Source organism: Azoarcus olearius, from assembly GCF_001682385.1.
In the GTDB taxonomy this organism is placed as follows: Bacteria; Pseudomonadota; Gammaproteobacteria; order Burkholderiales; family Rhodocyclaceae; genus Azoarcus; species Azoarcus olearius.
On sequence record NZ_CP016210.1, the window covers coordinates 227997 to 254025 of the forward strand.

Here is a 26029-nt window from a genome sequence, read left to right on the forward strand (position 1 = left end):
TGGAAAGCCACCATGACCGAGACCCCACCGCAGCGAGGAGCGCCGCTGTATCTGGACGACCTGCAGGTTGGTCTGCGCTTCGGCAGCGGCACCCATCCGATTGACGCCCAGCAGATCACCGCTTTCGCGGACAGCTTCGATCCGCAGCCTTTCCATCTGGATCACGAGGCCGCGCAGGACACCTTGTTCGGGGGACTTGCGGCAAGTGGCTGGCACACGGCCGCGATCACCATGCGCTTGCTCGTGGAGGGTGGGCTGCCGATTGCCGGCGGCATCATCGGCGCCGGGGCAGAGGTCACCTGGCCGAGGCCGACGCGTCCCGGGGATGTGCTGCAGGTCGACAGCGAAGTGCTCGAAATCACCCCGTCGCGATCCAAGCCGGACAGGGGCATCGTCACGCTCCGTAGCGAAACCCGCAACCAGCGCGGCGAAATCCTGCAGGTGCTGACCTCCCGCCTGGTCGTGCCACGTCGTCCGCTGAATGGATAGCTCGCGACAGCGGGAGGCCTTCTCCACCGACGTGCTGCGGGCGGCGCCCTACCCGGTTGCCATCATCGGCGCCGGAGCGCTCGGCCTGTCACTGGCGTCCCGCCTCATCCGCTCTGGTCCGGTGGCGCTCGTCGCTTCCAATGCGGATGCCGCGCAGCGGCTTCGCGCCGGCGTGCGAGTGGGCGCCGTCGTCGAGCGTTTCGACGGCTTCGCGGCGCCACGGCTGCCGCAGGCCGACTGGGTCGTCGTGGTGGTCAAGGCAGGCGACACCCGCGACGCGCTGCGTTCGGCCTTGGCCATGCGGCCGCGTGGTGTGCTTTCGCTGCAGAACGGATTGCTCGACCTCGAACCGGCGGGAACGGGCACCTGCGTTGCCCAGGGCGTCACGACCATGGGAGCGTTTCGCACCGATGAGGGCGTGATGCCGGTGAGCGACGGGGAAACCTTGATGCCGCAGGGCTTCGAACCGCTTGCCGCGCTGTTCCAGCAGGCCGGGCTTCCCGCGCGCATCGAAGTGGCCATGCAGGCCGCACGTCTGGCGAAACTGCTGGTGAACGTGGTTCTCAACCCGCTGACGGCAGTGTTCCGGGTGCGCACGGGCGAGCTACTGGCTGCACCGTATATGAACCATGTCGAGGCCTTGGTCGCCGAAGCCTGGCCGGTATTGAGGGCAGCGGGCCTGATGCTGGAGTTCGACGAGGCCCGGGCGAAGGTCTGGAGTGTGGTTCGCAGTACCGCCGACAACCGCACCAGCATGCTGCAGGACGTCCTCGCTGGTCGGCGTACCGAGCGTGAGGCCATCACCGGCGCCTTCCTGCGTCTTGCCGACGGGAATGGGGCCGCCGTTCCCACCCACCGCGCGCTTCATACCCTCCTCGGGCAGATCGACGCCGACCGCTGCTGAATCCCTCACCTGCCGAGTTGCCCGCGCACCCAGCGCACCAGCTGCTCGGTGTTCATCGCGCCCGCCTGCCGCGTCACTTCGCGGCCGCCCTGGAACAGCGCGATCGTGGGGATGCTGCGGATGCCGAAGCGCTGCGCGAGGGCGGGTTCCGCCTCGGTATTCACCTTCGCGAGCCGCAGTTGCGGTTCGAGTTGGGCCGCTGCGGCGGCGAAGGCCGACGCCATCATCCGGCACGGGCCGCACCACGGGGCCCAGAAATCGATCAGCACCGGAAGGTCGTTGCGCGTCAGATGGCGCTCGAACCGCGCACCGTCCAGTGCCAGCGGCTCCCCGATGAAGAGCGGGCGGTGGCACTGGCCACAGGCAGGATGCTCCGCCATGCGCTCCGTGGGCAGCCGATTCACGGCGTCGCAGTGCGGGCAAACCAGATGGATTGATGGATTCATGTGGGCCTCCTCGGCATGCATGCGCCAATTTTCCGCCGGCTGCCGGCCGACCGCCGGAGCAACCCGCGGCAGGCGCGCGCAATGCAACTTTAGTAATATTTCAAAGCACTTCCCCGCATGCGCCCGTGGCATCATTCACACGGGCTTCACGCGTCGACCGATCGACAAGAGGATCATGGAAATCGATCTCAAAAGCTACACCCTGCCGCAGCTTCGTGCCCTGCGGGAACAGACCGCGCGGGCGATCGACCGCCTTCAGCGCAGCCAGCGCGAAACCCTGCTGCGGCGGCTGTCCGCCCTTGCCCGGGCCGAAGGGCTGACGCTGGCCGAACTGGCAGAGGATGCGGCGGCAATGAAGGGCGCCGAGCGGCCACGCAAGCACCCGCGTACCACCCCGCGGCAGCCGCTGCCGGTGAAGTACCGGCATCCCAGCAACCGCGCGCTGGCGTGGTCGGGGCGCGGTCGCCAGCCGCACTGGGTCGCGGCCTGGCTTGCCAACGGGGGGTCGATGGACGCGCTCGCCACCGCTGCCGAAAAGCTTGCGCCCCGTATTCCGCGGGGCATTTCCGGCTGAGCGCTGGCGCGCCCGGCCTTTGTTCCACTAGGAGGAGCCTGTCCATGAACAAGATCATCGTCGCCGCCCTGATCTCGACCTTCGCGCTGTCGGCCCATGCCGAAGGCCCCACCTGCAACGCGAGCGCCGCGGAGAAGAAGCTCGTCGGCGCCGCCAAGACCAGCTTCCTGAAGAAGTGCGAGAAGGACGCCGCGGCGAGCTGCGAGGCTGCCGCAGCCGAGAAGAAGCTGGCTGGTGCGGCAAAGGGGAGCTTCACCAAGAAGTGCGTGAAGGACGCGGTCGGCGCGCCCTGATCGACCGCCGGGCGCATCCGTCGACGCGCCCGATGCCACCGTCACCGCGGCGGTGGCCGGCTCAGTCCCGCGGCTGCGTCGTGTCCGGGCCGGACGTGGCGCCCGCGCCCGCGCCTTCGTATTGCGCTGCGGCGCGGCGTAGCCTGTCCGCCACCGCGGCGCGCAGGGCGGGCGGGGCGAGCACCTCCACGTCGGCGCCGTAACGCAGGATTTCCATCACCAGTTCGCGGCTGTCGGCATAGGGTACGCCGAGCAGCAGGCTGCCGTCCGCCTGCGGCGCACTGGTCTGCGCCGGATGCCAGATCTCGCTCGCGACCCAGGGGGCCACCTCGGCGGAGAAACGCAGTTCCGCCCGCTCGCGCGGCGCGCCCGCGAAGATGCCGAAGGCCGCGCCGGTCGCTTCTTTCAGGCGGCGTTCGCCGACCTCGCGCGCGCTGCCGGGCCGCACGCTCGCGCTACGGATCGCATCCAGGGCGAACAGCCGCAGGGCGCGCGCCTGGTGGCAATAGCCGAGCAGATACCAGTTCTCCCGGTAGTGCAGCAGTTGCTGTGGCGATACTACGCGGTCCGATTCGGCATTGCGGCTGCGGGTGTAGTAGCGCAGCGCGAGCCGGCGGCGTTTCATCGTCGCCTGCGCCACGGTGTCAAAAGCGGCCGGCGTGGCGCGCCGGTTGGCAGAATGCAGGATGCGCACGCGGCGGCCGACTTCCGCCGGGTCGTCGTTGGCGCTGCCCAGCATCAGGCCGATGCGCGTCATCAGCCCGTCCACCTGGCCGGCGAGCAGGCCCGGCTCCATCGCGGTGGCGAGCTGCTGCATCATCAGCAGCGCATGGATTTCCGAGGGGTTGAACCACATGCCGTGGATGCCGAAGCGCTTGCCGGCCTCGCCGCGTTCGCCTTCCAGCACATAGCCTTCAGGATCGCCAGCGCTGCCGCGGCGCCACACGATGGGCGCGCCGAGGCGGTCGCGCAGGTAGTCGAGGTCGCGCTTGAAGCTTGCGCGGGAGATTTCCAGCGTTTCGAGGAAGCGGGCCAGCGGCACCGGCTGGCGCGCGTCCTCGAGCATGCGCACGATCTGGTACAGGCGTTCGGTCTGGCTCACGGATTCTCACGGTTCGGGCTGGATGATGCGGAATTATCGGCTTTCTGCAGGCTCACTGGATGAGCCTGAGGCCGGCGCACACTGGGCGCCTCGCTTACCGGAGAAGCCGCGATGAAGTCGTCCCGTCCTGTTCTGCCGCCGCCCGATGATGTCCTGGCCAACCGCCGCCGGCTGGTATTCAGCCTCGCGCTGCTGAGCCTGCCGCTCGCCTTCCAGTTTGCCGAGGCCGCGATCGTGCCGGTGCCGGAGGCGATGCGGATCGTACTCGCATTCAGCGTGTGGGCGACGCTCGTCGTGCTGGAACTGAGCGCCGGCGCGCTGGTGTGGGCGCTGTGCCGGGCGCTGCGCCGCCTGCGTCAAGGCGGGATGCCGGCTTGGCGCGCCTACCCGCGTTGATCGAAGCGCACGTGAAGCACGCCGCGCAACGCATTGCACAGCACCACCGCCTCGGCGCGCGCCAGGTCCGCGCGCGTCAGTGCAGCTTCGTGCGCCTGCCACGCGGGGTCGTCGAGCAGCGCCGCGCGCATCACGCCGGGCAGTACGCCCGCCTCCACCGGCGGCGTCAGCCATTGCCCGTCCAGGCGCACGAATACGTTGCTGCGCCCGCCCTCGGTCAACGCGCCGGTGTGGTTGAAGAACAGGGTGTCGAACGCACCGGCGGCCTCCGCTGCGCGGATCGCCGCGTCGTAGCTTGCGCGCCGGGTGGTCTTGTGGCGCAGCAGGTAGTCGCGGCCGTCGATCGGCGCGTCGGCCAGCAGCACGCGCACCGGGCCCGGCGGCAGCGCTGGCAGCGGGCCGCCGCTCACGTCGATGCGGCCGTCCTTGTGCAGCAGCAGGCGCACGCGGTGCATCCCGCCCGCCAGCGTCGCGAGATGCCGCGCCAGCGCCGCGCGTACCTGCGCGTCGTCGTAACGGAAGCCGAGCGCCGCGGCGCTTGCGGCGAGCCGCGCGAGGTGGCGCGCCAGCAGGGGAATCCCGGGCGCGCCACCGCTTCCGGCAGGGCCCGCGCGCATCGTTTCGATCAGCTGGAAGCCGGGGTCGAGCGCGGTGACGAAGCGCGCCTTCAGCTGGCATTCCGCGTATTCGTCCGCCGCCCTGCTGTCGATGACGATGCCGGCGCCGACGCCCAGCTCGGCGGTGCGGCGGCCGTCGCGCTCCGCGCCCACTGCCAGCGTGCGGATCGCCACCGACAGGCAGAAGTCACCGCAGCGGTGCCCGGCGCGGGGGGCGTCCATCCAGCCGACCGCGCCGGTGTAGGTGCCGCGCGGTCGGTCCTCGAGCGTGTCGATCAGCTGCATGCTGCGGTGCTTGGGCGCGCCGGTGATCGAACCGCAGGGAAAGAGCGCCCGCAGCACCGCGGGAAACGCGTGCCGGGCGGCAAGGCGCGCGCTGACGGTGGACGTCATCTGCAGCACTGTCGCATAGGGCTCGACCGCGAACAGCGCCGGCACCTGCACGCTGCCGGTTTCGGCGATGCGGCCGAGGTCGTTGCGCAGCAAGTCGACGATCATCAGGTTCTCGGCGCGGTTCTTCGGGTCCGCGGCAAGGTCGCCCGCGGCCTGCGCGTCGGCGGCGGGATCGCCGCGGCGTGCGGCGGTGCCCTTCATCGGCCGCGCCTCCAGCACGCCGTCCCGGTGGCGCAGGAACAACTCGGGCGAGCACGACAGCAGGTAGCCGGCGTCGCCGTCTCCCGTCGGCGCCGGCAGCCGGATCAGCGCGCCGAAGGGCACCGGCTGCGCGGCGCGCAGGCGGCGGTAGAGCGCCAGCGGCGACCCGTAGACGCGCCCGCCCAGACGGTAGCTGAAGTTGATCTGATAGGTTTCTCCGGCGCGGATCGCGGCATGGATCGCCTCGATCGCCGCGTCGAACGCCGGCCGCTCGAGCGAAGCCTGCCACTCCGCGACGCCGGCGGCGTCCGGCTCGTCCCGGCCTTCCTGCTGCGCCAGCCAGTGCGCCACGCCGGCGCCGTCCAGCCGCTGCAGCGTCGCATACAGCAGCACCCGCAGCATCCCGCCCGGCTTGGCGGTGGTCACGCCGGCCAGGCGCACGCCCCATTCGTAGTCGGCCACGATCACCGCGTGACGGCCCGCTGCCAGCTCCGCTTCCACCCGAGCCCAGTCCGCCTCCAGGCGGTCCGGGTCGGTACAGCGGATCTCGCCGCAAAAACCGGTATAGAGGCGGCTCGCGGGGGTCTCCACGGCGGCCTGGCTGTCATCGAGCAGGGCAAAGCTTTCCATCGCGGCATTCTAGCGGCGGGCCGGTGCGCGGCCGCGCCGTGCGACACTCCACCGTTTTTCCGCTTCCGCGCCTGAGGATTCCCGCATGCGTTTTCTCCACACTGCCGACTGGCATCTCGGCCGCGTCTATCACGGCGTGTCGCTGCTCGAGGACCAGGCCCATGTGCTGCGCGATTTCGTCCGCCTTGCCGGCGAAACCCGGCCCGACGCCATCCTGATTGCCGGCGACGTCTACGACCGCTCGGTGCCGCCCGCCGACGCGGTGCGCCTGCTCGACGAGACGCTGACCGAACTGGTGGTCGGCCTCGCCATCCCGGTGGTGCTGATCGCCGGCAACCACGACGGCCCCGACCGCCTCGCCTTCGGCGCCAGCCTGCTGGGCCGCGCCGGCCTTACCGTGCGCGGGCCGGTGGATGCCAGTGTCGCCCCGGTGAGGCTGCGTGATGCCCACGGCGAGGTCGCGATCTACCCGCTGCCCTACGCCGAACCGGCGCTGGTGCGCAGCGCGTTCGGCGAGGAAGCGCTGGCCGATCACCATGCCGCGCTGGGCGCGCAGTTGCGGGCGATTCGCGCCGCGCACGCGGCCGGCACCCGCTCCGTCGTGGTGGCGCACGCCTTCGTGCTCGGCGGCAGCGAATCGGAATCGGAACGGCCGCTGTCGGTCGGCGGCAGCGGCGCGGTCGGCGCCGAACTTTTCGCAGGCTTCGATTACGTCGCCCTCGGCCACCTGCACCGTCCGCAGCAGGCGGGCGGCGAGCACATCCATTATTCCGGCTCGCTGCTCAAGTACAGCTTCGCCGAGGCCGGCCACGCCAAGTCGGTGAACCTGGTGGAGATGGACGCCGCTGGCCGCTGCACGGTGGAGCGCGTCGCGCTCGCGCCGCGCCGCGACCTGCGGATCGTCGAAGGCACGCTGGCGGACATCATCGCCGGCGCCGCCGCCGACCCCGGCCGCGACGACTACCTGCTCGCCCGCCTCAGCGACAGCGGCGCGCTGCTCGACGCCATGGGCAAGCTGCGCACCGCCTATCCCAACGCGCTCGCCATCGAACGCCCGTTGCACGCGGGCGACGGCCCCGGCCGCGCGGCGGCCGACCACCGCCGCATCCGCATCGAAGACCTCTTCGCCAGCTTCTACGCCGAAACCGCCGGCCACCCGCTGGAAGCCGAGGCCATCGCCACCGTGCAGCGCATCGTCGGCGCCATCGAGCAGGAGGCGCGCCACGCATGAAGCCGCTCAAGCTCAGCCTGCAAGCCTTCGGCCCCTTCGCCGGGCGCGAGGAGATCGACTTCACGCTGTTGCCGGAAGGGGCGCTGTTCCTGATCTCCGGCCCCACCGGCGCCGGCAAGACCTCCATCCTCGACGGCATCACCTACGCGCTGTATGGCGACACCTCCGGCGGCGAGCGCAGCGCGCGCGAGATGCGCAGCCATCACGCCGACGCCGCGCTGCTCACCGAGGTGGAATTCGAGTTCGCGCTCGGCGCCCGCCGCTACCGCGTGCGCCGCGTGCCCGAGCAGGAACGCGCCGCGCAGCGCGCCACCAAGTCGGGCGACGGCCTGGTGAAGGTGCTGGCGCGTGCCGAACTCCACCGTCTGGACGATGACGGCGTCACCTGGCTGCCGCTGGCGCACAAGACCACCGAGGTCACCAGCGAACTGACGGCGCTGCTCGGCTGCCAGGCGGAACAGTTCCGCCAGGTGGTGCTGCTGCCGCAGGGCCAGTTCCGCAAGCTGCTCACCGCCAGCTCCGGCGAGCGCGAGAAGATCCTCGAAACCCTGTTCGGTACGGCCGCCTACAAGCGGCTGCAGGACGCGCTCAAGCAGGAGGCGCAGGCGCTGCAGAAGGCCGCCGACGAAACCCGCCTGCGGCGCGACACCTTGCTGCAGCAGGCGGCCGCCGAGTCGGTCGAGGGCCTGCGCGGCCAGGCGGAAGCGCTGGACGCTGAACTGACGCGGCTGGCGGGCGAGGAAAGCGCCGCGCGCAGCGCCGACACCGCCGCGCAGGCGGCGTTGCAGCAGGGGCGGGCGCTTGCCGCCCAGTTTGCCGAGCAGCACACCGCCGGCGCCGCGCTCGCCGCGGTCGAGGCGCGCGCCGGCGAGATCGCCGCGCTGCGCCAGCGCGAAGCCGCCGCGCGCCGCGCGCTGCAGGTGGTGCCGGCCGATGAGGCCTGCGCGGGTGCCGGGCGCCAGCTCGCGCTTGCCCGGCAGCGCGCGGCCGAAGCCGGCGAGCGCGTCGCCACCGCCGCGGCGGCGATGCAGCAGGCGAGGGCCGGGCTGGAGGCCGACAAGGCGCGCGCGCCGCAGCGCGACACCGCCCAGCGCGAGCTGCTGCAGCTGGAAGCGCTCGCCGCCCAGGTGGAGCAACTCGCCACCGCCGAACGCGAACTCGCCGCCCGCCGAAGCCAGGCCGCCGCCGCCGAGCAGGCGCTGGCGCAGGCGCGCCACGCCGCCGCCGAGGCCGAACAGGGCCGCGCCGCGCTCGTCGTCCGCGTCGACCAGCTCGCGCCGCGCGCGGCCGAGGCGGAAGCGCTGGCGCTGCGCGTGGCCCAGGCCGAACAGCGCGAAGCGGATGCCCAGCGCCTTGCTGCCCGCCGCAAGGCGCTGGCCGAGGCCACGGCGGCGGAAGCGCAGGCGCGGCAGGCGATGGATGCGGCGCGCGCCGCGCTCGATGCCGCCCGCGACGCCCAGCAGGCGCTCGATGGTCTGTGGCGCGAGGCGCAGGCCGCCATCCTCGCCCGTCACCTGCACGATGGCGCGCCCTGCCCGGTGTGCGGCAGCGCCGTCCATCCCGGCCCCGCCACCCACGCCGGCGAGCTGCCTTCCGAGAGCGCGCTGCGCGAAGCCGCGGCGCGCAGCCGCGAAGCGGAGCAGGGTTTCGAGGCCCGCCGCGCCGCCTTCGACCGCGCCGCGCAGGCCCGCACCGCGGTGGAGGCCGAGGTCGGCGCCCTCGCCGGCGCCTTGCGCGCGGCGGGCGACGACGGCGTGCAGGCCGACATGCTGGTCGAAACCGCGGCCGACCTGCGTCAGCGCCTCGCGGTCGCGCGCCAGGCGGGGGCGGAATTGACCGCGGCGCGCGACCGGCTGCAAGCGCTGGAGCAGGCGCAGCGCAATGCTCTTGCCGCGCAGGAGCAGGCGGCCACCGCCGCCCAGTCCGCCGCGAGCGCGCTGCACGGCGCGGAGCGGGTGGTCGAGGCCCGGCGCGAGGCGGTGCCGGCCGCACTGCGTCCCGCCGGCGCGCTTGCCGCGGCCTTGAAGACCGCCCGCAGCGCGCTCGACACGCTGCTCGCCGCCTCGCAGCAGGCGCAGGCCGCGCATGCCGGCGCGGAGGCCGCGCTCGCGGCCGCCCACGCCCAGCGCGACACGCTGGCGCAGGCTGAAACCGAGCAAGCGGCGGCGCTGGAGCAGGCGCAGGTGGTGTTCGCCCGCGCGCTCGCCGCCGCCGCTTTCGATGACGAGGCGGGCTACCGCGCTGCCCGGCTCGCCGCCGCCGACATCGACCGCCTCGCCGCCAGCCTGCGCCAGCACGACGAGGATGCCGCCGCCGCGCGCGAACGCCTCGCCCGCGCCGACCAGGCCGTCGCCGGCCGTACCCCGCCGCAGCTTGCCGAGCTGGAAACCTCCGCCCAGGCCGCCCGTGCCGCGATCGACGCGGTGCTGGCGCGCAGCGCCGACCTGCGCGGTGCGCTGGAGAAAACCCGCTACACCCTGGCCCTGCTCGACGAACTCGCGGCCCGCAATGCAGACATCGAGGCGCGCTACCGCATCACCGGCGAACTCGCGGCGATCGCCAACGGCGACAACGGCCGCAACCTCACCTTCCAGCGCTACGTGCTCGCCGCGCTGCTGGACGACGTGCTGCGCGCCGCCTCGCTGCGGCTGAAGGCGATGAGCCGCGGCCGCTACCTGCTGCAGCGGCGCGAGGAAGTCGCCGACGCCCGCCGCGCCGCCGGGCTCGATCTCGAAGTGCTGGACGACTACACCGGTCGCGCCCGCCCGGTTGCCACGCTCTCCGGCGGCGAAGGCTTCATGGCCTCGCTATCGCTCGCGCTCGGGCTCTCGGACGTGGTGCAGGCCTACGCCGGCGGGGTGCAGCTCGACACCCTGTTCATCGACGAAGGCTTCGGCAGCCTCGACCCGGAATCGCTCGACATGGCAATGCGTACCCTGATCGACCTGCAGCGCCAGGGCCGGATGGTGGGGGTGATCTCGCACGTCGAGGAGATGAAGCAGCAGATCGACGTCGCGATCGAGGTGGTGCAGGGAGTGAGGGGGAGCCGGGTGCGGGTGCGGGGGTGAGTAGCGAAGGCGAGTATGGCTCCCGCCGGCTGGCCCGTTTTGCTCCCTCCCCTTCAAGGGGGTGAGGACGGGGTTTCGGCAAGCATTGCTCGCCGCCGGCCGAACGACAGTGCCTCCTAGCACTGGCTACCGGGCTGGGGTGGGGATGGGGTTTCGTTCAGCGCTCGCCGAATCCACCCCATCCCCTGGCCAGTAGTCTCGGCTTTGCCTCACCGCTCCGCAGGCGGCGAGCAGTGCTCGCCGAAACCCCTGCTCCGCCCCCCTTGAAGGGGGAGGAACTGGGGACCACCTAGCCAGCAGTCTCGGCTTCGCCTCACCGCTCCGCCGGCTGTGAGCGGTGCTCGCCGAAACCCCTGGCCCCGCCCCCCTCAAACCAACGCCCGCACGAACCCCGCAACCAACTCCAGCACTACCGCCGGCCGCTCGCGGTGCGGCACATGGTGGGTGTCCGGCAGGATCTCCACGCGCGCCGGGCCGCTGCTGAGTTCGCCGATCATCTGCGGGTGCCGGGTCGTGCCGTATTCGTCCTGCTGGCCGTGGATCGCCAGTACCGGACAGCTCACCCGCGGCAGCACCGGGGCCAGCGTCCAGGCGGCGAATGCCGGGTCCAGCCAGTTGTCGGTCCATGCCTCCAGCACCCAGCGCGCCTTGTCGCCGTGGTACTTCTGCAGGCGCTGCAACTGGGCTTCGTCGGCGAACTGCGCCTTGGCGGCGGCGATGTTCGTCAGCGTGAGGTCTTCGGGGAAGGTCTGAGCCGACTCGGTGATCAGCGCCACGCAATCGGCGCCGAACTCGGCCGCGCAATGGATCGCCATGCAGCCGCCGACGCTGTGGCCGAAGACGATGAAGCGGTCGAGGCCGAGCTGTTCGCGCACTGCCGGGAAATAGCGGCGGGCTTCCTCGCCGAAGAAGTCGAGCGCGGCCGGGCGCCCTTCGCGCGCATCCGACTTGCCGAAGCCGAGGCGGTCGTAGGCGATCACGCGGCGGCCGGTGGCGGCGCTGAGTTCCGCCGGAAAGTCGCGCCACAGCTCGACGCAGCCGAGCGAGTCGTGCAGCAGCACGATCGGCGGCTCGGACGATGCGGCACCGCCCGCGGGCGTCCATGATCGCGCGAAGATGCGGCCTTCGGGGTGCGCCACGCTGTGGTCGTGAGTGAGGATGCTGGGCGGATTGAGGTCCGACATGGTGTGTTCTCCTGGTGGGCGTGCTGGATATAGTTATGAGTCGTGTCGGGCCGGTGGCGTCTGGCGGAGCGAGCGCAAACGCTGGCTCCGCGCGGCGTTTCATCCGTATCCACCGTCAGGCAACGACCACCGGATTCTTGTGCACGTTGACGTGCACGTCAACCAAGGCGACCATCCCGCCCGCCGGGGTGCCGCCTGCGTCCCAGGCCATGATGCGGCGCTCCATTCCCCGACCGTGCACTGGCGGAGCCACGATGCCCCCGACTTCCGATCCTGCCGCCCCCGATTTCGCCGCGCTCGACGACGCGGGCCTCAACCTGCATGCCGTATTCGATTTCGCCAGCCTGCCCGCCGACGTGCGTGCGCAACTGCAGCGCGACGTCTGCACGCCGCACGCCTGCCGCCAGCTCATCCTGATCGGCAACGCCGGCCGCGCGCTGTGGGCGGCGCTGCGGGCTTCCGGTTTCAGCGCCGCCGATCCGATCGACGAATTCAGCGTGCGCGCGGTGGCGCAGTGGTTCGCCCGGCAGTTGCCGGGCCATCGCTACACGCTGCTTTACCCGGGCGAGGCGCCGGTCGGCCTGCAGGCCCTCGGCCGCCTGGCCGGCTGGCACCACGCCACCCCGTTCAAGGTCGGCATCCTGCCCGCCTGGGGCAGCTGGTTTGGATACCGGGTCGCGCTGCTCGCCGACACCGCGCTGCCGCCGACACCGCCGCTGCAGGTGGAGTCGCCCTGTCTGTCGTGCGCGGCACGGCCCTGTATCGCCGCCTGTCCGGCCGAGGCGATGGCGGGCGGCGACTTCGCGCTGGACCGTTGCGCGGCCCACCGCCTCCAGCCCGATTCGGACTGCGCGTACCGCTGCGCCGCGCGCGATGCCTGCCCGGTGGGGCAGGTCCATCGCTACGAAGCGGACCACCTGCGCCACACCTACGGCGCCTCGCTCGGCGCGCTCGACCGCTACTTCCGCGGCTGACGCGGGGCGCACCGTCTCATCGGGCTGAAACATGCGCGGCGTATCCTGCGCGGTTTGCCGGCGCCCGCCTCGCGTCGTCATCCCCTTGATAAGACAAACCTTTGTTTCATTTGCGGGAGAACGCCGGCAAAGCGGGCAGGTCCATCCCAGCCCAAAACACAAGAAAGGAGACTTCCATGAGCCAGGACACCCTTCACCGCTTCCTCGAACTGTCGGCGCGCTATCTCGGCGTGCGCCGGGGCTGAGACCTTCCCGCGGCCGCGGCGAACCGGGGTGATGGCCGGAACGACCGCCGCCGTTGCGGTTCGAAGGCCGCATGGATACCGTCACCCATGCCCTTTCCGGCGCCCTGCTCGGGCGTCTGTTCAGCTCCGGTCGCGGCGGCCTGCGCCCCGCAGCCGCCATCGCGGCCGGCGCGACCGCCGCGGCCTTTCCCGACATCGACTACCTGCTCGGCTATGTGTCCGAGCTGACCTATCTGCGTGGCCACCGCGGGGTCACCCACTCCGTGCTGCTGTTGCCGCTGTGGGGCGCGTTGCTGGCCGGGCTGTTCGCGCGGCTGGCACGGCTGCGCGACCGCCGCGGGCCGGACTGGCCGGCGTTCTACGGGCTGGCCTGCGCCGGCATCGCCATCCATATTGCCGGCGACCTGATCACGCAGTTCGGCACGATGATCCTCGCACCCTTGTCCGACCGCCGCTTCGGCATCGGCACCACCTTCATCATCGACCTGGTGTTCACCGGCATCATCCTCGCCGGGCTGGCAGCCAGTGCGGTGTTCCGCCGCAGCCGTGTGCCGGCGGCGCTGGCCTTGGTGGCGCTTACCGGCTGGGTGGGGGTGGGCTGGGTCGGCCGCGGCGAGGCGATCGAGGCGGCCCGCGCCTATGCCGTCGCCAAGCGGATTCCGGTGGTGGCGATCGATGCGGCGCCGCGGCCGGCGTCGCCCTTCAACTGGACGGCGATCGTGTTCGACGGCGAGCGCTACCACTACGCCCACCTCAACACCCGCCGCAGCCAGCCGCTGGAACTGCACGAGGGAGACAACTTCATCCGCCGCTTCTCCGCGCCCTACCAGCCGGTGGCGCTGGCGAAGTGGGAGGTGAAGCCGATGTTCGGCGGCGGCGAGGGCGAACTGGCGCGCGCGGTGTGGAATGCGGGCGAGTTCGCCTTCTATCGCTGGTTCGCGATGTTTCCGGTGCTTGACCAGGTTGATCCCGCCACGCCGGCGGGGCCCTGCGCGAGCTTTCGCGACCTGCGCTTCGAGACGCCCGGCCGCGACGGGACGCCGTTCCGCTACGGCCTGTGCGGCACCGGCAATGGCCAGGGCTGGCGGCTCTTCGAACGCCGCGACGACGGGGGGCTGCGCTGGGTGGCAGGCGGCTGAACACGGCGCCGCCCACCTGGCCGCGCAGGCTTACTTTCCGCCGGGCACCGCGCCCTGCACGCCCTCGACGTAGTAGTTCATTGCCAGCTTGTCCTTGTCGGCGAGTTCCTGGCCGGCGGCGACCACTTCCTTGCCGGCCTGGTTGCGCAGCGGGCCGGCGAACACCGGGCGCTTGCCGTCGAGGATGCCCTGGCGGCGCTCGGCGACCAGCTTCTTCGCATCCGCTGGCAGGCTGGCGGCGAGGTGGCCGAGGTCGATCGCGCCTTCCTTGAGCCCGTACCAGACCTGCTGCTTTGCGTCGAACGTACCGGCCATGACCTCGCCCACCACCTTCTTGTACCAGACCCCCCAGTCGATCTCGCTGGCGGCGAGCTGGGCCTTGGGACCGAAGGAGGTCATGTCGGAATCCCAGCCGAAGGCATACACGCCTTTTTCCTGCGCCGCCTGCAGCACCGCGGGGGAGTCGGTGTTCTGCATCAGCACGTCGGCGCCCTGGGCGATCAGCGTCAGCGCGGCCTGGCGTTCCTTGCCCGGATCGAACCAGGAATTCACCCAGATCACGCGCGTGGTCGCGGTGGGATTCACGCTGCGCGCACCGATGGTGTAGGCGTTGATGTTGCGGATCACCTCGGGGATCGGATGCGAGCCGACCACGCCGAGGTTGCCGCTCTTGCTCATCTTGCCGGCCAGCACGCCGGCGAGGTAGGCGCCCTCGTAGGTGCGCACGTCGTAGGTGCCCATGTTGGCCGCGGTCTTGAAACCGGTGGCGTGCTGGAACACCACCTTGGGGAACTGGCGCGCCACCTTCAGCGTGGCGTCCATGTAGCCGAAGGAGGTGGTGAAGATGATCTGGTGGCCGTCCTGGGCGAGGCTGCGGATCACCCGTTCGGCATCGGCGCCTTCCGGCACGCGCTCGATGAAGGTGGTCTTCACCTGACCGGGAAAAGCGGCCTCGAGCGCGCGGCGGCCGAGGTCGTGGGCGTAGGTCCAGCCCGCCTCGCCGACCGGGCCGACATAGACGAAGCCGACCTTGACCGGATCGGCGGCGAAGGCGGCGAGCGGTGCCGGCAGCGCTGCGGCGGCGGCGAGCGCTGCGGTCCATTTGAGGGCGGTGCGGCGAGTGCTCATGACGCGGGTCTCCACGGGGTGAAGGCAGATGTGCGCGCCCGGCGGCGCGCGGGGGATGCCGCCATCTTAGCCGCGCACTCACGCAGGGCGATCACGATTCGTGAATAGCCACCATAAGCGGCACGCCGCCTCGCGCCCGGGCGTCAGCGGCGCTGCAATTGCCGTTCCGCCACCGCCACCAGCCAGCGCACCCCGTGCGGCAGCGCGGCGTCGTTGAAGTCGTACGCGGGATGATGCAGCGGCTTGTCGTCGCCGCCGCGGCCCTGGCCCAGCCACAGGTAGGCGCCGGGCCGGGCCTGCAGCATGAAGGCGAAGTCTTCCGAGGTGAAGGCGGGCGCCGGCGCGGTTTTCACCTGCAGACCGGCGTTGGCTGCGGCTTCCAGCGCCACCTGTGCTTCGGCGGCGTGGTTGATGGTTGCCGGGTAGTAACGCAGGTAGTCGATGGCGATGGTGGTGCCGCTCGCCAGCGCCACGCCGTCGGCGATCTGGTGCAGCGCGGCCTCGATCGTGTCCTGCGCCGCCGGGTCGAAGCTGCGCACCGTGCCGGTCAGCTTCACCTCGGCCGGCAGCACGTTGTGGGTGTGGCCGCCCTCGATGCGGGTGATCGACAGCACCGCGGATTCCACCGGGTCGATGCGGCGCGACACGATGGCGTGCAGCTGGCTGACCAGATGGCCGGCGGCGAGGATGGCGTCCGGCGTGGTGTGCGGTTGCGCCGCATGGCCGCCGCGGCCGCGGATGACGATGTCGAAGCGGTCGGCCGCCGCCATGATCGGCCCCGGCCGCGTCTGCGCCGTGCCCAGCGGCAGCGCCGGCCAGTTGTGAAGGGCGTACACCGCATCGCAGGGGAAGCGCTCGAAGAGGCCGTCCTCCACCATCGCGCGGGCGCCGCCCAGGCCTTCCTCGGCGGGCTGGAAGATGAAGTTCACCGTGCCGTCGAAGTCGCGCGCGGCGAGCAGGCGCGCCGCGCCGAGCAGCATGCTGGTGTGGCCGTCGTGGCCGCAGCCGTGGTGGGCGCCGGCGTGAGTGCTGGCGTAGGCGACACCGCTGCATTCGTCCATCGGCAGTGCATCCATGTCGGCGCGCAGGCCGACGCTGGCGCCGCTGCTGCCCCTGCGCAGCACGCCGACCACGCCGGTGCCGCCGATGCCTTCGTGCACTGCGAGGCCGATGGCGCGCAGTTCGGCGGCCACCACGGCCGCGGTGCGATGCTCGGCGAAGCCGAGTTCGGGATGAGCGTGGAGGTCGTGGCGCAGGCGGACCAGCGCGGGCAGCAGGCCGGCGAGCGCGTCGTCGGCGATGTTCTCCGAACTGCCCTCCTGTCGCTGCGCGACATCCTCACCAGGGGAGGAGGCACCCCCAGCGGACGGCCGGGCGGCGGCGCTCATGCGGCGTGGGCCGCAAAGGCGGCGGGCTGGCGCAGCGCGCCGATGTAGGCGCCTTCCGGCAGCGGCCCGGCTTCGCGCAGGTACTGCTTGGGCGTCATGCCGCAGATGTTCTTGAAGTGCCGCGACAGATGGCTCTGGTCGTAGAAACCGGCCTCGCTGGCGACATTGGCCGCCGGCATGCCGCTGCGCAGCAGGGCCTGGGCGTGGCGCACGCGCAGGATGCAGATGTAGCGGTGCGGCGGGATGCCCATGCGTTCGCGGAACACGGTGGCGAAGCGGCACACGCTGAGGCCGGCGATCTCCGCCAGCTCTTCGAGCGATAGCTGCTCGTCGAAGTGGCGGTGGATGTAGGCGAGGGCGTTGTCGATGCCGCGGGGGGGGCGCCGGGCGCCGCGACAGGTGGGCAAGGGCTTGGTTTCCATGGGGAAAAGCTTAGGAGCGATGCCCCCGACGATGGCGCTGCAATGCCCCGTCGCCGCAACAGCAAATGTCGATTTGCACGGCCGCGCAGCACGACCTTGCGCATGCACCGCGGCCGTGCGCGCCACGGCAGGAACGTGCAATCCTGGTGCCCGCCGCATTGCTATCGTCCGCCCGGTTTTCTATCAGGAGCGACGACTGTGGGCATCAGGATCATCAAGCAGAGCGAGGACTTGCAGGGGCTGGAGGCGCAGGGGCCGGTGGGCCGCCCGCTGGGCGAACCGGTGGCGCAGATGTGCGGGGTGGATGTCGCGCTGGCCGGCGCCGGCAGCAACGACTGCGGCATCTGGGAATGCACACCCGGCCGCTTCCGCCGCCAGATCGACAACGCCGAGGTGATGCACATCCTGTCGGGCGCCTGCACCTTCACCCCGGAAGGCGGCGAGCCGCTGCAGATCGCTGCCGGCGACACGCTGTTCTTCCCCTCGCACACCGTCGGCGTGTGGGAGATCAGCGAGACGCTGCGCAAGGTGTATGTGGTGTTCGCGCTGCGGTAAGCGGTCGCTACACCAGCTGGATCGGGCCCGGGTACTGTGCGACCAGCGCATCCCGGGTCAGCAGCAGGATGCCCTCGACGGTGGCCTGTGCCACCAGGATGCGATCGAAGGGATCCTTGTGGATCGGCGGCAGCGACTCGACCGAGACCGCGTGTTCGCGCAGGATCGGCAGTTCCAGATAGCCGTTGTCGAGCAGGCCGCGCCGCAGCATCCGCGCATCCACCTGAAAACCGGCGCGGCCGAGGCCGGGCTGAAGCAGGGCTGGTCGCCGGGTGCTTCATGGTCACTCGCATGCCGACCGAGGTGGCCCCTGCTCCCTCCCCTTCAAGGGGGCGTAGGCGGGGTTTCGCAGAGCACCGCTCTGCGCCGCCGGAGCGGCGGAGCGAAGCGGAGACTCCTGGGCTGGGGTGGGGATGGGGTTAGAACTGGCGTGAAGCTCGACCCCATCCCCCTCCTAACCACTAGTCTCGGCTGCGCCTCGCCGCTACACAGGCGTAGAGCAGTGCTCGTCGAAACCCCTGTTCCGCCCCCCTTGACGGGGGTGGGATGGACGTTCCTGAATCGACAGCGTTCTTGAACGAAGTCTGGTTAGTCGGGTTGGCAGGTCTTTCGGCACAGGCTGCCGACTCAGTACCAATAGCGGAGGACTTTCAGGCCGCCGCTTCCGCCACCGCAAACCGCCCGATGTGGCTGTCCGGATACGGCGTCGCGGTCTGCCCGGTGGCGATCAGCTCGGCCATCGAATCGCCGATGCCGGGGCCGATCGCGAAGCCTTCGCCGCAGAAGCCGAAGGCGTAGTAGAGGCCGTCCACCTTCGCGCTCGGCCCGAGCACCGGTTTGCTGTCCTGCAGATAACCCTCGATGCCGCTCCAGGTGCGGATCAGCTGCAGGCCGCCGAGTGCAGGCGCGAGGCGGCGCAGCTGCTGCAGCTGGTTGAGGGTGTTCGTCGGCTCGACATCGGCGCGCAGGCGGTCGGCGTAGGCGGGGCCCTTGGGGCCGCCGCCGAAGACGATGTTGCCGCGCTTCACCTGGCGGAAGTACATGCCCTCGGTGACGTTCCTGGTGGTGACGCCGATGGCCGGGCCGATGGCATAGGGCAGCGGTTCGGTGACGCCCATCTGCGGGCCGTGGGCGACGATGGGCACCGGCTCGCCGAAGGCGCTGGCGATGCGGTTGCCCCAGGCGCCGGTGGCGACCAGCAGCTGCGGCGCGCGGCAGCGCGGACCTTCGCCCCCGGCCGGATGCTGGGTATGCACCAGGAAGTCGCCGCCCTCGCGCTCCACCCGCAGCACCTCGGTGTGCTCCAGCACGGTGGCGCCGGCGCGGCGGGCACCGCGGCCGAAGGCGGGGCCGGCCAGGCGCGGGTTGGCGTGGCCGTCCACCGCCGACAGCGAACCGGCCAGCACCTCCGGCCCGAACAGGCCGTAGCGGCGGCGCAGCTCAGCGGCGCCCATCACTTCCAGGTTCAGGCCGTAGGGCTTGGCGTCGACGGCGTAGCGGGCGAAGTCCTCCGCCTGCGCCTCGCTGAAGCACACCCGCAGATGGCCGCTGTCGAGGAACTCGGCATCCTCGCCCAGTAGTGCCGGCAACTGGCCCCAGATGTCGCGGGCGCGGGCGGCCAGCGGCAGTTGCGCCAGCGCGCGGCCCTGGCGGCGCACGTTGCCGAAGTTGGTGCCGCTGGCCTGCTGGCCGACCAGCCCGCGTTCGAGCAGGATCACCGACAGCCCGCGCTTGCGCAGGAAGAACGCGGCGGAAGCTCCGACCAGGCCGCCGCCGACGACGATGACGTCGGCGCGGAGGGTTTCCGACGTGGCGGCGATCGGCGTGGCGGTTACCGGCGCCTTCATTGCACCACCTCCACGTCCAGCGGCAGCGGTTTCACCGGCGCCTGGCCGCGCAGGCGGCCGACCTGCTGCACCGGGATTCCGGTGGCAGCGGCGACGATCTCGGCGGCGGCATGGCCGCAGTAGCGGCCCTGGCAGCGGCCCATGCCGACGCGGCTGAAGGCCTTGGCTCGGTTGAGTTCGCAGCCGCCAAGTTCGGTGGCGGTGCGGCGCAGTTCGCCGGCGGTGATGGTCTCGCAGCGGCACACCACGGCGTCGTCCGGCAGCGCGGCGGCCTGCGCGTGCGGCCACGGAAAGGCGGCGGCAAGGCCGCGGCGGAAGCGCTCCATAGTGGCCAGCGTGGCGCGCAGTATTTTGTGCTCTGAGATGTACCGGGCGATGCCGGGGGCCACGCCGAGGTCGTGCAGCGCCGCCAGCGCCGCCAGCCGCCCGGCCGTTTCGGCGCCGTCGGCACCGGCCAGGCGCACCCCGTCCCCGGCAAGGTAGATGCCGGCGCTGCTGGCGCGGCCGTCCTCGTCGATCGCCGGCAGCCACTGGCGGCTGGCATCGTCGAAGCGGAATTCGCAGCGCGCGAGGTCGGCGAGCTGGGTTTCGGCGCGCAGGTGGTAGCCGAGCGCGACCGCGTCGCAATCGAAGCGGCGTTCGCGGCCCCTGGCGTCGCGCACGGTGATGCCGCTGACGCCGCTTTCGTCGTCGCCGTCGATGGCGAGCGGGGTGGCGCCGCGCAGCAACGGCACGCCGGCGCGGTGCAACGTGGCGATCAGGCCGAGGCCGCGCAGCAGCAGCGCGGGGCGCGCGAGCAGGCCGCAGATTGCGTTCAGCGCGGGCTGCGGCGAGGTATCGATCACCGCCTCGATGCGGGCACCGGCCTTGAGGTACTGGCTGGCGACCAGGTAGAGCAGCGGGCCGGTGCCGCAGAACACGGTGCGGCTGCCGATGGCGCAGGCCTGCGCCTTCAGCGCGATCTGCGCCGCGCCCAGGCTGTAGCAGCCGGCGCGGTTCCAGCCCGGCAGCGGCAGCAGGCGGTCGGTGGCGCCGCTGCAGACGATGAGCGCATCGAAGGGCAGCGCTTCGGCGCGCTTGCCGCAGACCGTGTGGAGTTGGCCGTTGGCAATGTTCCAGGCGAGCGTCTCGGCGCGGTAGTCGATATGCGGGCGGAGCGCGTCGAAGGCGCGGTGCAGGGCTTCGGCCTTGGCCGCCTCGCTGCCGTATAGCGTCGCGTAGGGTCGGCTGAAGTTGGGCGGCTGGCGGCGGTAGATCTGGCCGCCGTCGCGGCGGCCTTCGTCGACGACCACCGGTCGCAGCCCGGCTTCCACCAGCGCTTCGGAGGCGCGCACCCCGGCGGGGCCGGCACCGACCACGATCACCCGCGGCGCGGCCATGTCGCCTCCTGCGGCTGGGTGAGGATGTCCATGCCGTCTTCCACCGGCGTCGAGCAGGCGCGCCAGCGTTCGCCCTGGGCGCCGCGCACCCAGCAGTCCTGGCAGGCGCCCATCAGGCAGAAGCCGGCGCGCGCGCCGTCGCCGAATTCGGACTGGCGCAGGCGGCCGCCGTTGGCGAGCACCGCCACCAGCAGCGTGTCGCCTTCAAGGGCTGTGGCGGGGCGGCCATCCACCCTCAGACCGACGGGGCGGCGGCCGGTTTCGGCGAGGCGGACGAAGCGCGGGGAACGCGGGGGCGTGGAGGCGGGCACGGCGGAAGGCGCTATTTGCTGGTGTCGACCACCCGTTCGATCGGGTAGTAGTTCTTGATGAAGGGCGACTTGATGACGATGTAGCTGAAGTACTTCTCGATGCCGATGCTGCGTTCGAGCAGGCCTTCGATGATGCTCTGGTAGTGGTTCACGCCCTGGGTCATGAACTTCAGCAGGTAGTCGTAGCCGCCGCTGACCAGATGGCATTCGAGGATCTCGTCGATGTTGCGGACGGCCGACTCGAAACGCATGAAGTCCTCGCGGCGGTGGTCGGCGAGCGTCACCTCGGTGAACACGGTCAGCATCTCGCCGAGCTTGTCGAGCTTCACCTGCGCGCCGTAGCCGGCGATGTAGCCGGCCTGCTCCAGGCGCTTGACCCGGATCAGGCAGGGGCTGGGCGACAGGCCGACGGCATCGGCCAGGTCCACGTTGGTGATGCGGCCGTTGCGCTGGAGCTGGCACAGGATGCGCAGGTCGAGCCGGTCGAGTTTGGGCATGGCGGTCGTGATGGTCATTGCGAACTACTTTCCGCACTGGAGCGGAGGTGATGGAGTCGGGCAGTGTCCAGCAAGATGCATGCCGCTGATCCTCAGGCCAGCGCGCGGCGCACGTCGGGGGCGTCCAGCACTTCGTCCAGGGTGCGCTTGAGGCGGGCGAAGAGCTGGGCGAAATTGTCCTCGGTGAAGCACAGCGCTGGTGCGAAGCCGAGGATATGGTCGCCGAAGGAACGGAAGATCAGCCCGTTCTGGTAGCCGCTGCGGAACAGCCGGTCGGCCAAGCCCAGCGCCGGGTCGAAGGCGCGCTTGCTGGCCTTGTCGGCCACCAGCTCGACCGCGCCGAGCAGGCCGCGATGGCGGACGTCGCCGACCAGCGGGTGGTCGAGCATCTCGCCGAGGCCGGCGGCGAACACCGGTTCCATCGCTTGCGCATGGGCGAGGATGCCGCCTTCCTCGTACAGCCGGATCACCTCCAGCGCCACCGCGGCCGAGACCGGATGGCCGGAGTAGGTGGCGCCGTGGCCCACCAGCACGTTGGGGGCGGCGCCGTCGGCGATGCCGTTGTACACCTCGTCCGAGATCATCAGCGCACCCATCGGCACATAGCCGGAGGTCAGGCCCTTGGCCATGGTCATCAGGTCGGGTTCGACGTCCTCGGCGAGGCAGGCGAACATCGGCCCGGTGCGGCCGAAACCGGTGATGACCTCGTCCACCACGAACAGGATACCCAGCTCGCGGCTGGCCTCGCGCATCGCTTTCAGCCAGCCCTTGGGCGGCACGATCACGCCGCCGGAGCCCTGCACCGGCTCGCAGAAGAAGGCGGCGACGTTGTCGGCGCCGAGTTCGGCCACCTTGGCGCGCAGCGCCGCCACCGAGGCCGCGATCACCGCCTGCGGGTCGTCGCCGACCGCGCTGCGGTAGGGGTAGGGCGAGGCGATGTAGTGCTGGTTGGGCAGCGGCACGTCGAAGCCGCGGTGGAAGGCCGGCAGCGCGGTCAGCCCCGAGCCGACCGAGGACGAGCCGTGGTAGCCGCGCTCGATGGCGATGAACTGCTTCTTCTGCGGCCGGCCGGTGGCGTTGTAGTAGTGGGTGATCAGGCGGATCGCCGCATCCACCGCTTCCGAGCCGCCCAGGGTCAGATAGGTGTGGCGCAGCGACTTCGGCGCGATCTCCGCGAGCTTGGCCGCCAGCCGGATCGCCGGTTCGCTGCCGAAGCCGAAGTAGCCGGTGGCGTAGGGCAGCTTGCGCATCTGCTTGGCCGCCGCCTGCACCACGCTCTCGTGGCCGTAGCCGATATTCACGCACCACAGCCCGGCGAAGGCGTCGAGCACCTCCTTGCCGTGGATGTCGCGCAGCCACACGCCGTCGTGGCCGCTGGCAAGCACGGTGGTGCCGCGCTGCTCGTGGCCGCGCCAGGCGGCGACAGGGTGGATGAGGTGTTTGCGGTCGAGGTCGAGCAGGGCGTCGGTGGTCATGATCGGGGCGGGGCGTTGTTCTGGATTCGATGGGTCCAGTTTAGGGTTGGCCCCGCAGCGGGTGCTGCGGCTTTGGCCCGGTGCGGCGAAGTGCTGTGCCGTTGTGCGGGGGCCGGCGGCATATCGTGCGGCGGTGGGGCTGGAGGGCTTGGCGGGCGCGGGGTTGGGGGTTTGTTCCCCTCCCCTTCAAGGGGGCGTAGGCGGGGTTTCGCAGAGCACCGCTCTGCGCCGCCGGAGCGGCGGAGCGAAGCGGAGACTCCCGGGCCAGGGTGGGGATGGGGTTAGACGTGGCGCGGAGCCCAGCCCCATCCCCCTCCTAGCCTCCCCCTTGAAGGGGGAGGAACTAAAACCCTCCCCGGTCAGCTGCTTCCGGTGTCGTCACGGCAAGCGGTGAGTGTCGCCAAGTTCGATGGGGATGTTTGGCGGGGAACAGGAAAGGAGTGGCGACCCGAGTCGGGGAAGAAGTGAAAAACCAGGAAACCGGACCGCTCTAACGGCCCGATCAATCACCCCAATGCCTGGCTCAAGATCGCATACAGGCCCGTGTCCGTCCCGCGCCGGGGCATCTCGCCGCGGCTCATGATCGCCACCATCCCCACGCGGCGCAGGCCGATCTCTTCCAGCCATTCGACCAGCCCGCCGCCGGCTTCGACGTCGATGCGCAGGAATTTGCCCGCGCACAGGTTGGACCAGTGGGCGATCAGCGCCTTGGCGCTGGCGAGGCTGGGCGCCACCACCGGGCCGATGGCGTGGCCGCGGCCGAAGCGGCGCAGCACCGCGAAGCCCACCGCCTCGCCGTCGCGGTCCAGGACTACCGTTTCCGCGGTATCGAGCAGGGCGCGGATCGCTGCGCCGCGCGGCATGCCGCTGGCCTGGGCGTCGAGTTCGACCAGGCGGTCGCTGTCGCCGCGGCCGAGCGGGCGCAGGCGTTCGCCGGCGCCGGGCATCAGTAGCGGCGCCTGGCGCGCCTGGCCCTGGTGCTGGCGGATCTCGCCGTGGCGGACGAAGCCGAGGCGTTCATACAGGCCGCGGCCTTCGGCGGTGGCGTGCAGCATCACCGCGCGCTGGCCGGCGCTGTCGAGCAGGCCCTGCATCAGGCGCTGGCCGATGCGGCGGCCCTGCACCTGCGGCGCCACGATCACCATGCCGAATATCGCCTGGCTGTTGTCCCAGTGCCAGCCGAGCGCGGTGCCGACGACCTCGCCGTCGCGCGCCGCCACCAGACCCTGGCCGAGCGCGGCGACGAAGCGCCAGTCTTCCAGCCGGTGCGGCCAGCGCACCGCCACCGACAGCCCATGCGCGGCGTCGAGGTCGGCGGCTTCGAGGGGGCGCAGCGTTACGCCGTCCGCGCTGGTCTCGCGCAGCGCAATTTCTCCGATCAAGGTTCGTTCTCCAGCAGTGGGGCCGCCCCGATCATCGTCAACCGCCGGGCGTGCGCGCTAGGACATTCTTGCCGTTGTGGCGCACTGAAGCACACAAAGCATCTTCGTTTGCCGGCGCCACCACAAGCGCAGCAAGCTGCCGCCGGCGGCGGGACTACCGCAGCATATGCGGCGGCCCCGCCACTAGCATCGTTGCATCAAGAAAGACGAGGTGTGCGATGCCGATTTTTGATCCCGACCAGATCCAGGTGCCCGTCGGCCATTTCATAGGCGGGCGTCTGCAAACCCCTGCCGGCGCTGCGCTTGAAGTGCAGCGCCCGTCCGACGGCAAGGTGTATGCCGCATTGCCGGTGGCCGACGAGGCGTTGGTGGATATCGCCGCAGAAAATGCCTGGACGGCCTGGAAGGAGAGCGACTGGGCGCGCTGTGCGCCGCGCGACCGCGCCCGCGTGCTGCGGCGCTGGGCCGATCTGGTCGAAGCCGAGGCGCCGCGCCTGGGTGTGCTCGAAGCGCTCGGTTCCACCCGCCCGGTGCGCGACGCCATCGCCTGGGACGTGCCCTTCACCGCCGAGGGCCTGCGCTTCTTCGCCGAATACGCCGACAAGCTGGGCGGCGAGGTCGCCGCCACCCGCCACGACCACCTCGGCATGGTGATCGCCGAACCCTACGGCCTGATCGGCGCGATCACGCCGTGGAATTTTCCGCTGGTGATGGTTTCGTGGAAGGTGGGCGCGGCGCTCGCCGCCGGCAACGCGGTGCTGCTGAAGCCTTCCGAGCTGACGCCTTTCAGCGCGCTGCGGCTGGCCGAGCTGGCCATCCAGGCCGGCGTGCCGGCCGGCATCTTCAATATCGTGCAGGGCGACGGGCGCACCACCGGCGAAGCCATCACCCGCCATCCGCGGGTGTCCAAGATGACCTTCACCGGCTCCACCCGCACCGGCGCCGCGATCATGTCGGCGTGTGCGCTGCACGGCCCCAAGCCGGTGACGCTGGAGCTGGGCGGCAAGAGCCCGCAGCTGGTGTTCGACGACGTGCGCGATCTCGACAAGCTCGCCGCCATCATCGCCGGCGCCATCACCGGCAACGCCGGCCAGGTCTGCGTCGCCGGCTCGCGGCTGATAGTGCAGCGCCGCGTCGCCGGCGCGCTGGTGGAACGCATCCGCGCGATCTTCGCCGCCCACCGGCCGGGCGCCACCTGGGACGAGGACGCCACCCTGCCGCCCATCATCTCGGCGCAGCAGGCGGCGCGCATAGCCGCCATCGTCGAGCGCGCGCAGGCCGCCGGCGGCCGGGTGCAGTGCGGCGGCCGCATCGTCGATGGCGGCTGCGGCGGCGCCTATTACCTGCCGACGCTGATCGATGGCGTCGATGCAGCCAACTCGGCGGTAAGCGAGGAAATCTTCGGTCCGGTACTCACCGTGCAGACCTTCGACGACGAGGAAGAAGGCTTCGCGCTCGCCTCGCACGACAGCTACGGGCTGGCCGCCGGGGTGCACACCAGCGATGTCGGCCGCGCGATGCGAGCGGTGCGCCGCATCGAGGCCGGCACCGTGTGGGTGAACCGCTACGGCCGCTCCGCCGACTTCGTCATCCCCACCGGCGGCTACCACCAGTCGGGCATCGGCAAGGACCTCGGCCGCCAGGCGGTGGAGGCCAACCTGCGCTTCAAAAGCGTGCTGATGGACATCGGCTCGCCCCAATAAAGTGCCTCGCGCGAGGGCGTTCCGGCGCACCGCACAGCATTTCGTGCGGCGCCCGC

General features: G+C 71.2%; 25 protein-coding genes. 11 read left to right on the forward strand and 14 right to left on the reverse strand.

What is annotated here, in order from left to right; translation table 11 throughout:
• Positions 1-12 precede the first annotated feature (12 nt).
• The gene (locus tag dqs_RS01030) at positions 13-489 is read left to right on the forward strand and encodes a MaoC family dehydratase (RefSeq protein WP_065339411.1); all 477 of its coding nucleotides are present in this window, start codon (positions 13-15) and stop codon (positions 487-489) included.
• On the forward strand, positions 482-1393 hold the full coding sequence (locus dqs_RS01035; protein WP_065339412.1) for a ketopantoate reductase family protein: 912 nt from the start codon (positions 482-484) through the stop codon (positions 1391-1393). The genes dqs_RS01030 and dqs_RS01035 overlap by 8 nt, the downstream gene beginning before the upstream one ends.
• A 5-nt stretch (positions 1394-1398) precedes the next feature.
• On the opposite strand, the gene trxC is transcribed toward dqs_RS01035, so the two are convergent.
• Positions 1399-1839: a thioredoxin TrxC gene (gene trxC / locus dqs_RS01040; protein WP_065341584.1), complete on the reverse strand. Its 441-nt coding sequence runs from the start codon at positions 1837-1839 to the stop codon at positions 1399-1401.
• Between the two features lie 175 nt (positions 1840-2014).
• On the opposite strand from trxC, the gene dqs_RS01045 reads away from it, so the two are divergent.
• Both dqs_RS01045 and dqs_RS01050 read left to right on the forward strand, forming a co-directional pair.
• A complete protein-coding gene (locus dqs_RS01045) occupies positions 2015-2413 on the forward strand; it encodes an H-NS histone family protein (RefSeq protein WP_011763929.1) in 399 nt (132 codons plus the stop codon).
• Positions 2414-2457: 44 nt separating this feature from the next.
• Complete coding sequence (locus dqs_RS01050) at positions 2458-2706, forward strand: PsiF family protein (RefSeq protein WP_011763930.1); 249 nt, start codon at positions 2458-2460, stop codon at positions 2704-2706.
• Positions 2707-2767: 61 nt separating this feature from the next.
• On the opposite strand, the gene dqs_RS01055 is transcribed toward dqs_RS01050, so the two are convergent.
• Positions 2768-3808 carry a helix-turn-helix transcriptional regulator gene (locus tag dqs_RS01055; RefSeq protein ID WP_065339413.1) on the reverse strand — a complete coding sequence of 347 codons (1041 nt, stop codon included), beginning with the start codon at positions 3806-3808 and terminating at the stop codon, positions 2768-2770.
• A gap of 111 nt (positions 3809-3919) precedes the next feature.
• Here dqs_RS01055 and dqs_RS01060 point away from each other — a divergent pair, with 111 nt between their 5' ends.
• Positions 3920-4204: a hypothetical protein gene (locus dqs_RS01060; RefSeq protein ID WP_011763932.1), complete on the forward strand. Its 285-nt coding sequence runs from the start codon at positions 3920-3922 to the stop codon at positions 4202-4204.
• Here dqs_RS01060 and dqs_RS01065 read toward each other — a convergent pair.
• On the reverse strand, positions 4192-6045 hold the full coding sequence (locus dqs_RS01065; protein WP_065339414.1) for a chorismate-binding protein: 1854 nt from the start codon (positions 6043-6045) through the stop codon (positions 4192-4194). The genes dqs_RS01060 and dqs_RS01065 overlap by 13 nt on opposite strands.
• 85 nt (positions 6046-6130) lie before the next feature.
• Between dqs_RS01065 and dqs_RS01070 the strand changes: the two genes are divergently transcribed.
• A complete protein-coding gene (locus tag dqs_RS01070) occupies positions 6131-7276 on the forward strand; it encodes an exonuclease SbcCD subunit D (protein WP_065339415.1) in 1146 nt (381 codons plus the stop codon).
• A complete protein-coding gene (locus dqs_RS01075; RefSeq protein ID WP_065339416.1) occupies positions 7273-10344 on the forward strand; it encodes an AAA family ATPase in 3072 nt (1023 codons plus the stop codon). The genes dqs_RS01070 and dqs_RS01075 overlap by 4 nt, the downstream gene beginning before the upstream one ends.
• Positions 10345-10712: 368 nt before the next feature.
• On the opposite strand, the gene dqs_RS01080 is transcribed toward dqs_RS01075, so the two are convergent.
• On the reverse strand, positions 10713-11528 hold the full coding sequence (locus dqs_RS01080; protein WP_065339417.1) for an alpha/beta fold hydrolase: 816 nt from the start codon (positions 11526-11528) through the stop codon (positions 10713-10715).
• Between the two features lie 254 nt (positions 11529-11782).
• On the opposite strand from dqs_RS01080, the gene dqs_RS01085 reads away from it, so the two are divergent.
• Entirely contained in the window at positions 11783-12502 is a 720-nt protein-coding gene (locus tag dqs_RS01085) for a hypothetical protein (RefSeq protein ID WP_065339418.1), read from the forward strand.
• Between the two features lie 316 nt (positions 12503-12818).
• Positions 12819-13886 carry a metal-dependent hydrolase gene (locus dqs_RS01090; protein WP_065341585.1) on the forward strand — a complete coding sequence of 356 codons (1068 nt, stop codon included), beginning with the start codon at positions 12819-12821 and terminating at the stop codon, positions 13884-13886.
• 30 nt (positions 13887-13916) lie between these two features.
• On the opposite strand, the gene dqs_RS01095 is transcribed toward dqs_RS01090, so the two are convergent.
• From dqs_RS01095 to dqs_RS01105, 3 genes are all read right to left on the reverse strand, one after another.
• A complete protein-coding gene (locus dqs_RS01095) occupies positions 13917-15014 on the reverse strand; it encodes a BMP family ABC transporter substrate-binding protein (RefSeq protein ID WP_065339419.1) in 1098 nt (365 codons plus the stop codon).
• 143 nt (positions 15015-15157) lie between these two features.
• The gene (locus tag dqs_RS01100; protein WP_221405617.1) at positions 15158-16402 is read right to left on the reverse strand and encodes a M20 aminoacylase family protein; all 1245 of its coding nucleotides are present in this window, start codon (positions 16400-16402) and stop codon (positions 15158-15160) included.
• Positions 16399-16824, reverse strand: a complete 426-nt coding sequence (locus dqs_RS01105; RefSeq protein WP_065339420.1) for a helix-turn-helix domain-containing protein — start codon at positions 16822-16824, stop codon at positions 16399-16401. Before dqs_RS01105 ends, dqs_RS01100 begins: the two co-directional genes overlap by 4 nt.
• A 198-nt stretch (positions 16825-17022) precedes the next feature.
• On the opposite strand from dqs_RS01105, the gene dqs_RS01110 reads away from it, so the two are divergent.
• On the forward strand, positions 17023-17379 hold the full coding sequence (locus dqs_RS01110) for a cupin domain-containing protein (protein ID WP_011763942.1): 357 nt from the start codon (positions 17023-17025) through the stop codon (positions 17377-17379).
• Positions 17380-17386: 7 nt separating this feature from the next.
• Here dqs_RS01110 and dqs_RS21050 read toward each other — a convergent pair whose 3' ends face one another.
• From dqs_RS21050 to dqs_RS01145, 7 genes are all read right to left on the reverse strand, one after another.
• Positions 17387-17590 (reverse strand): type II toxin-antitoxin system VapC family toxin, encoded by a 204-nt coding sequence (locus dqs_RS21050; protein ID WP_011763943.1) that lies wholly within the window; start codon positions 17588-17590, stop codon positions 17387-17389.
• A 439-nt stretch (positions 17591-18029) separates the two neighbouring features.
• Complete coding sequence (locus dqs_RS01120; RefSeq protein WP_065339421.1) at positions 18030-19226, reverse strand: NAD(P)/FAD-dependent oxidoreductase; 1197 nt, start codon at positions 19224-19226, stop codon at positions 18030-18032.
• Positions 19223-20605 (reverse strand): FAD/NAD(P)-dependent oxidoreductase, encoded by a 1383-nt coding sequence (locus tag dqs_RS01125; protein WP_065339422.1) that lies wholly within the window; start codon positions 20603-20605, stop codon positions 19223-19225. The genes dqs_RS01120 and dqs_RS01125 overlap by 4 nt, the downstream gene beginning before the upstream one ends.
• On the reverse strand, positions 20587-20916 hold the full coding sequence (locus dqs_RS01130) for a (2Fe-2S)-binding protein (protein ID WP_011763946.1): 330 nt from the start codon (positions 20914-20916) through the stop codon (positions 20587-20589). Before dqs_RS01130 ends, dqs_RS01125 begins: the two co-directional genes overlap by 19 nt.
• 11 nt (positions 20917-20927) lie before the next feature.
• Positions 20928-21431, reverse strand: a complete 504-nt coding sequence (locus dqs_RS01135; RefSeq protein ID WP_179948004.1) for an Lrp/AsnC family transcriptional regulator — start codon at positions 21429-21431, stop codon at positions 20928-20930.
• Positions 21432-21505: 74 nt separating this feature from the next.
• Positions 21506-22888 (reverse strand): aspartate aminotransferase family protein, encoded by a 1383-nt coding sequence (locus dqs_RS01140; protein ID WP_065339423.1) that lies wholly within the window; start codon positions 22886-22888, stop codon positions 21506-21508.
• Positions 22889-23394: 506 nt separating this feature from the next.
• Entirely contained in the window at positions 23395-24270 is an 876-nt protein-coding gene (locus tag dqs_RS01145; RefSeq protein ID WP_084018131.1) for a GNAT family N-acetyltransferase, read from the reverse strand.
• A 218-nt stretch (positions 24271-24488) separates the two neighbouring features.
• On the opposite strand from dqs_RS01145, the gene dqs_RS01150 reads away from it, so the two are divergent.
• Complete coding sequence (locus dqs_RS01150; protein ID WP_065339424.1) at positions 24489-25973, forward strand: aldehyde dehydrogenase family protein; 1485 nt, start codon at positions 24489-24491, stop codon at positions 25971-25973.
• The last annotated feature ends 56 nt before the right edge of the window (positions 25974-26029 follow it).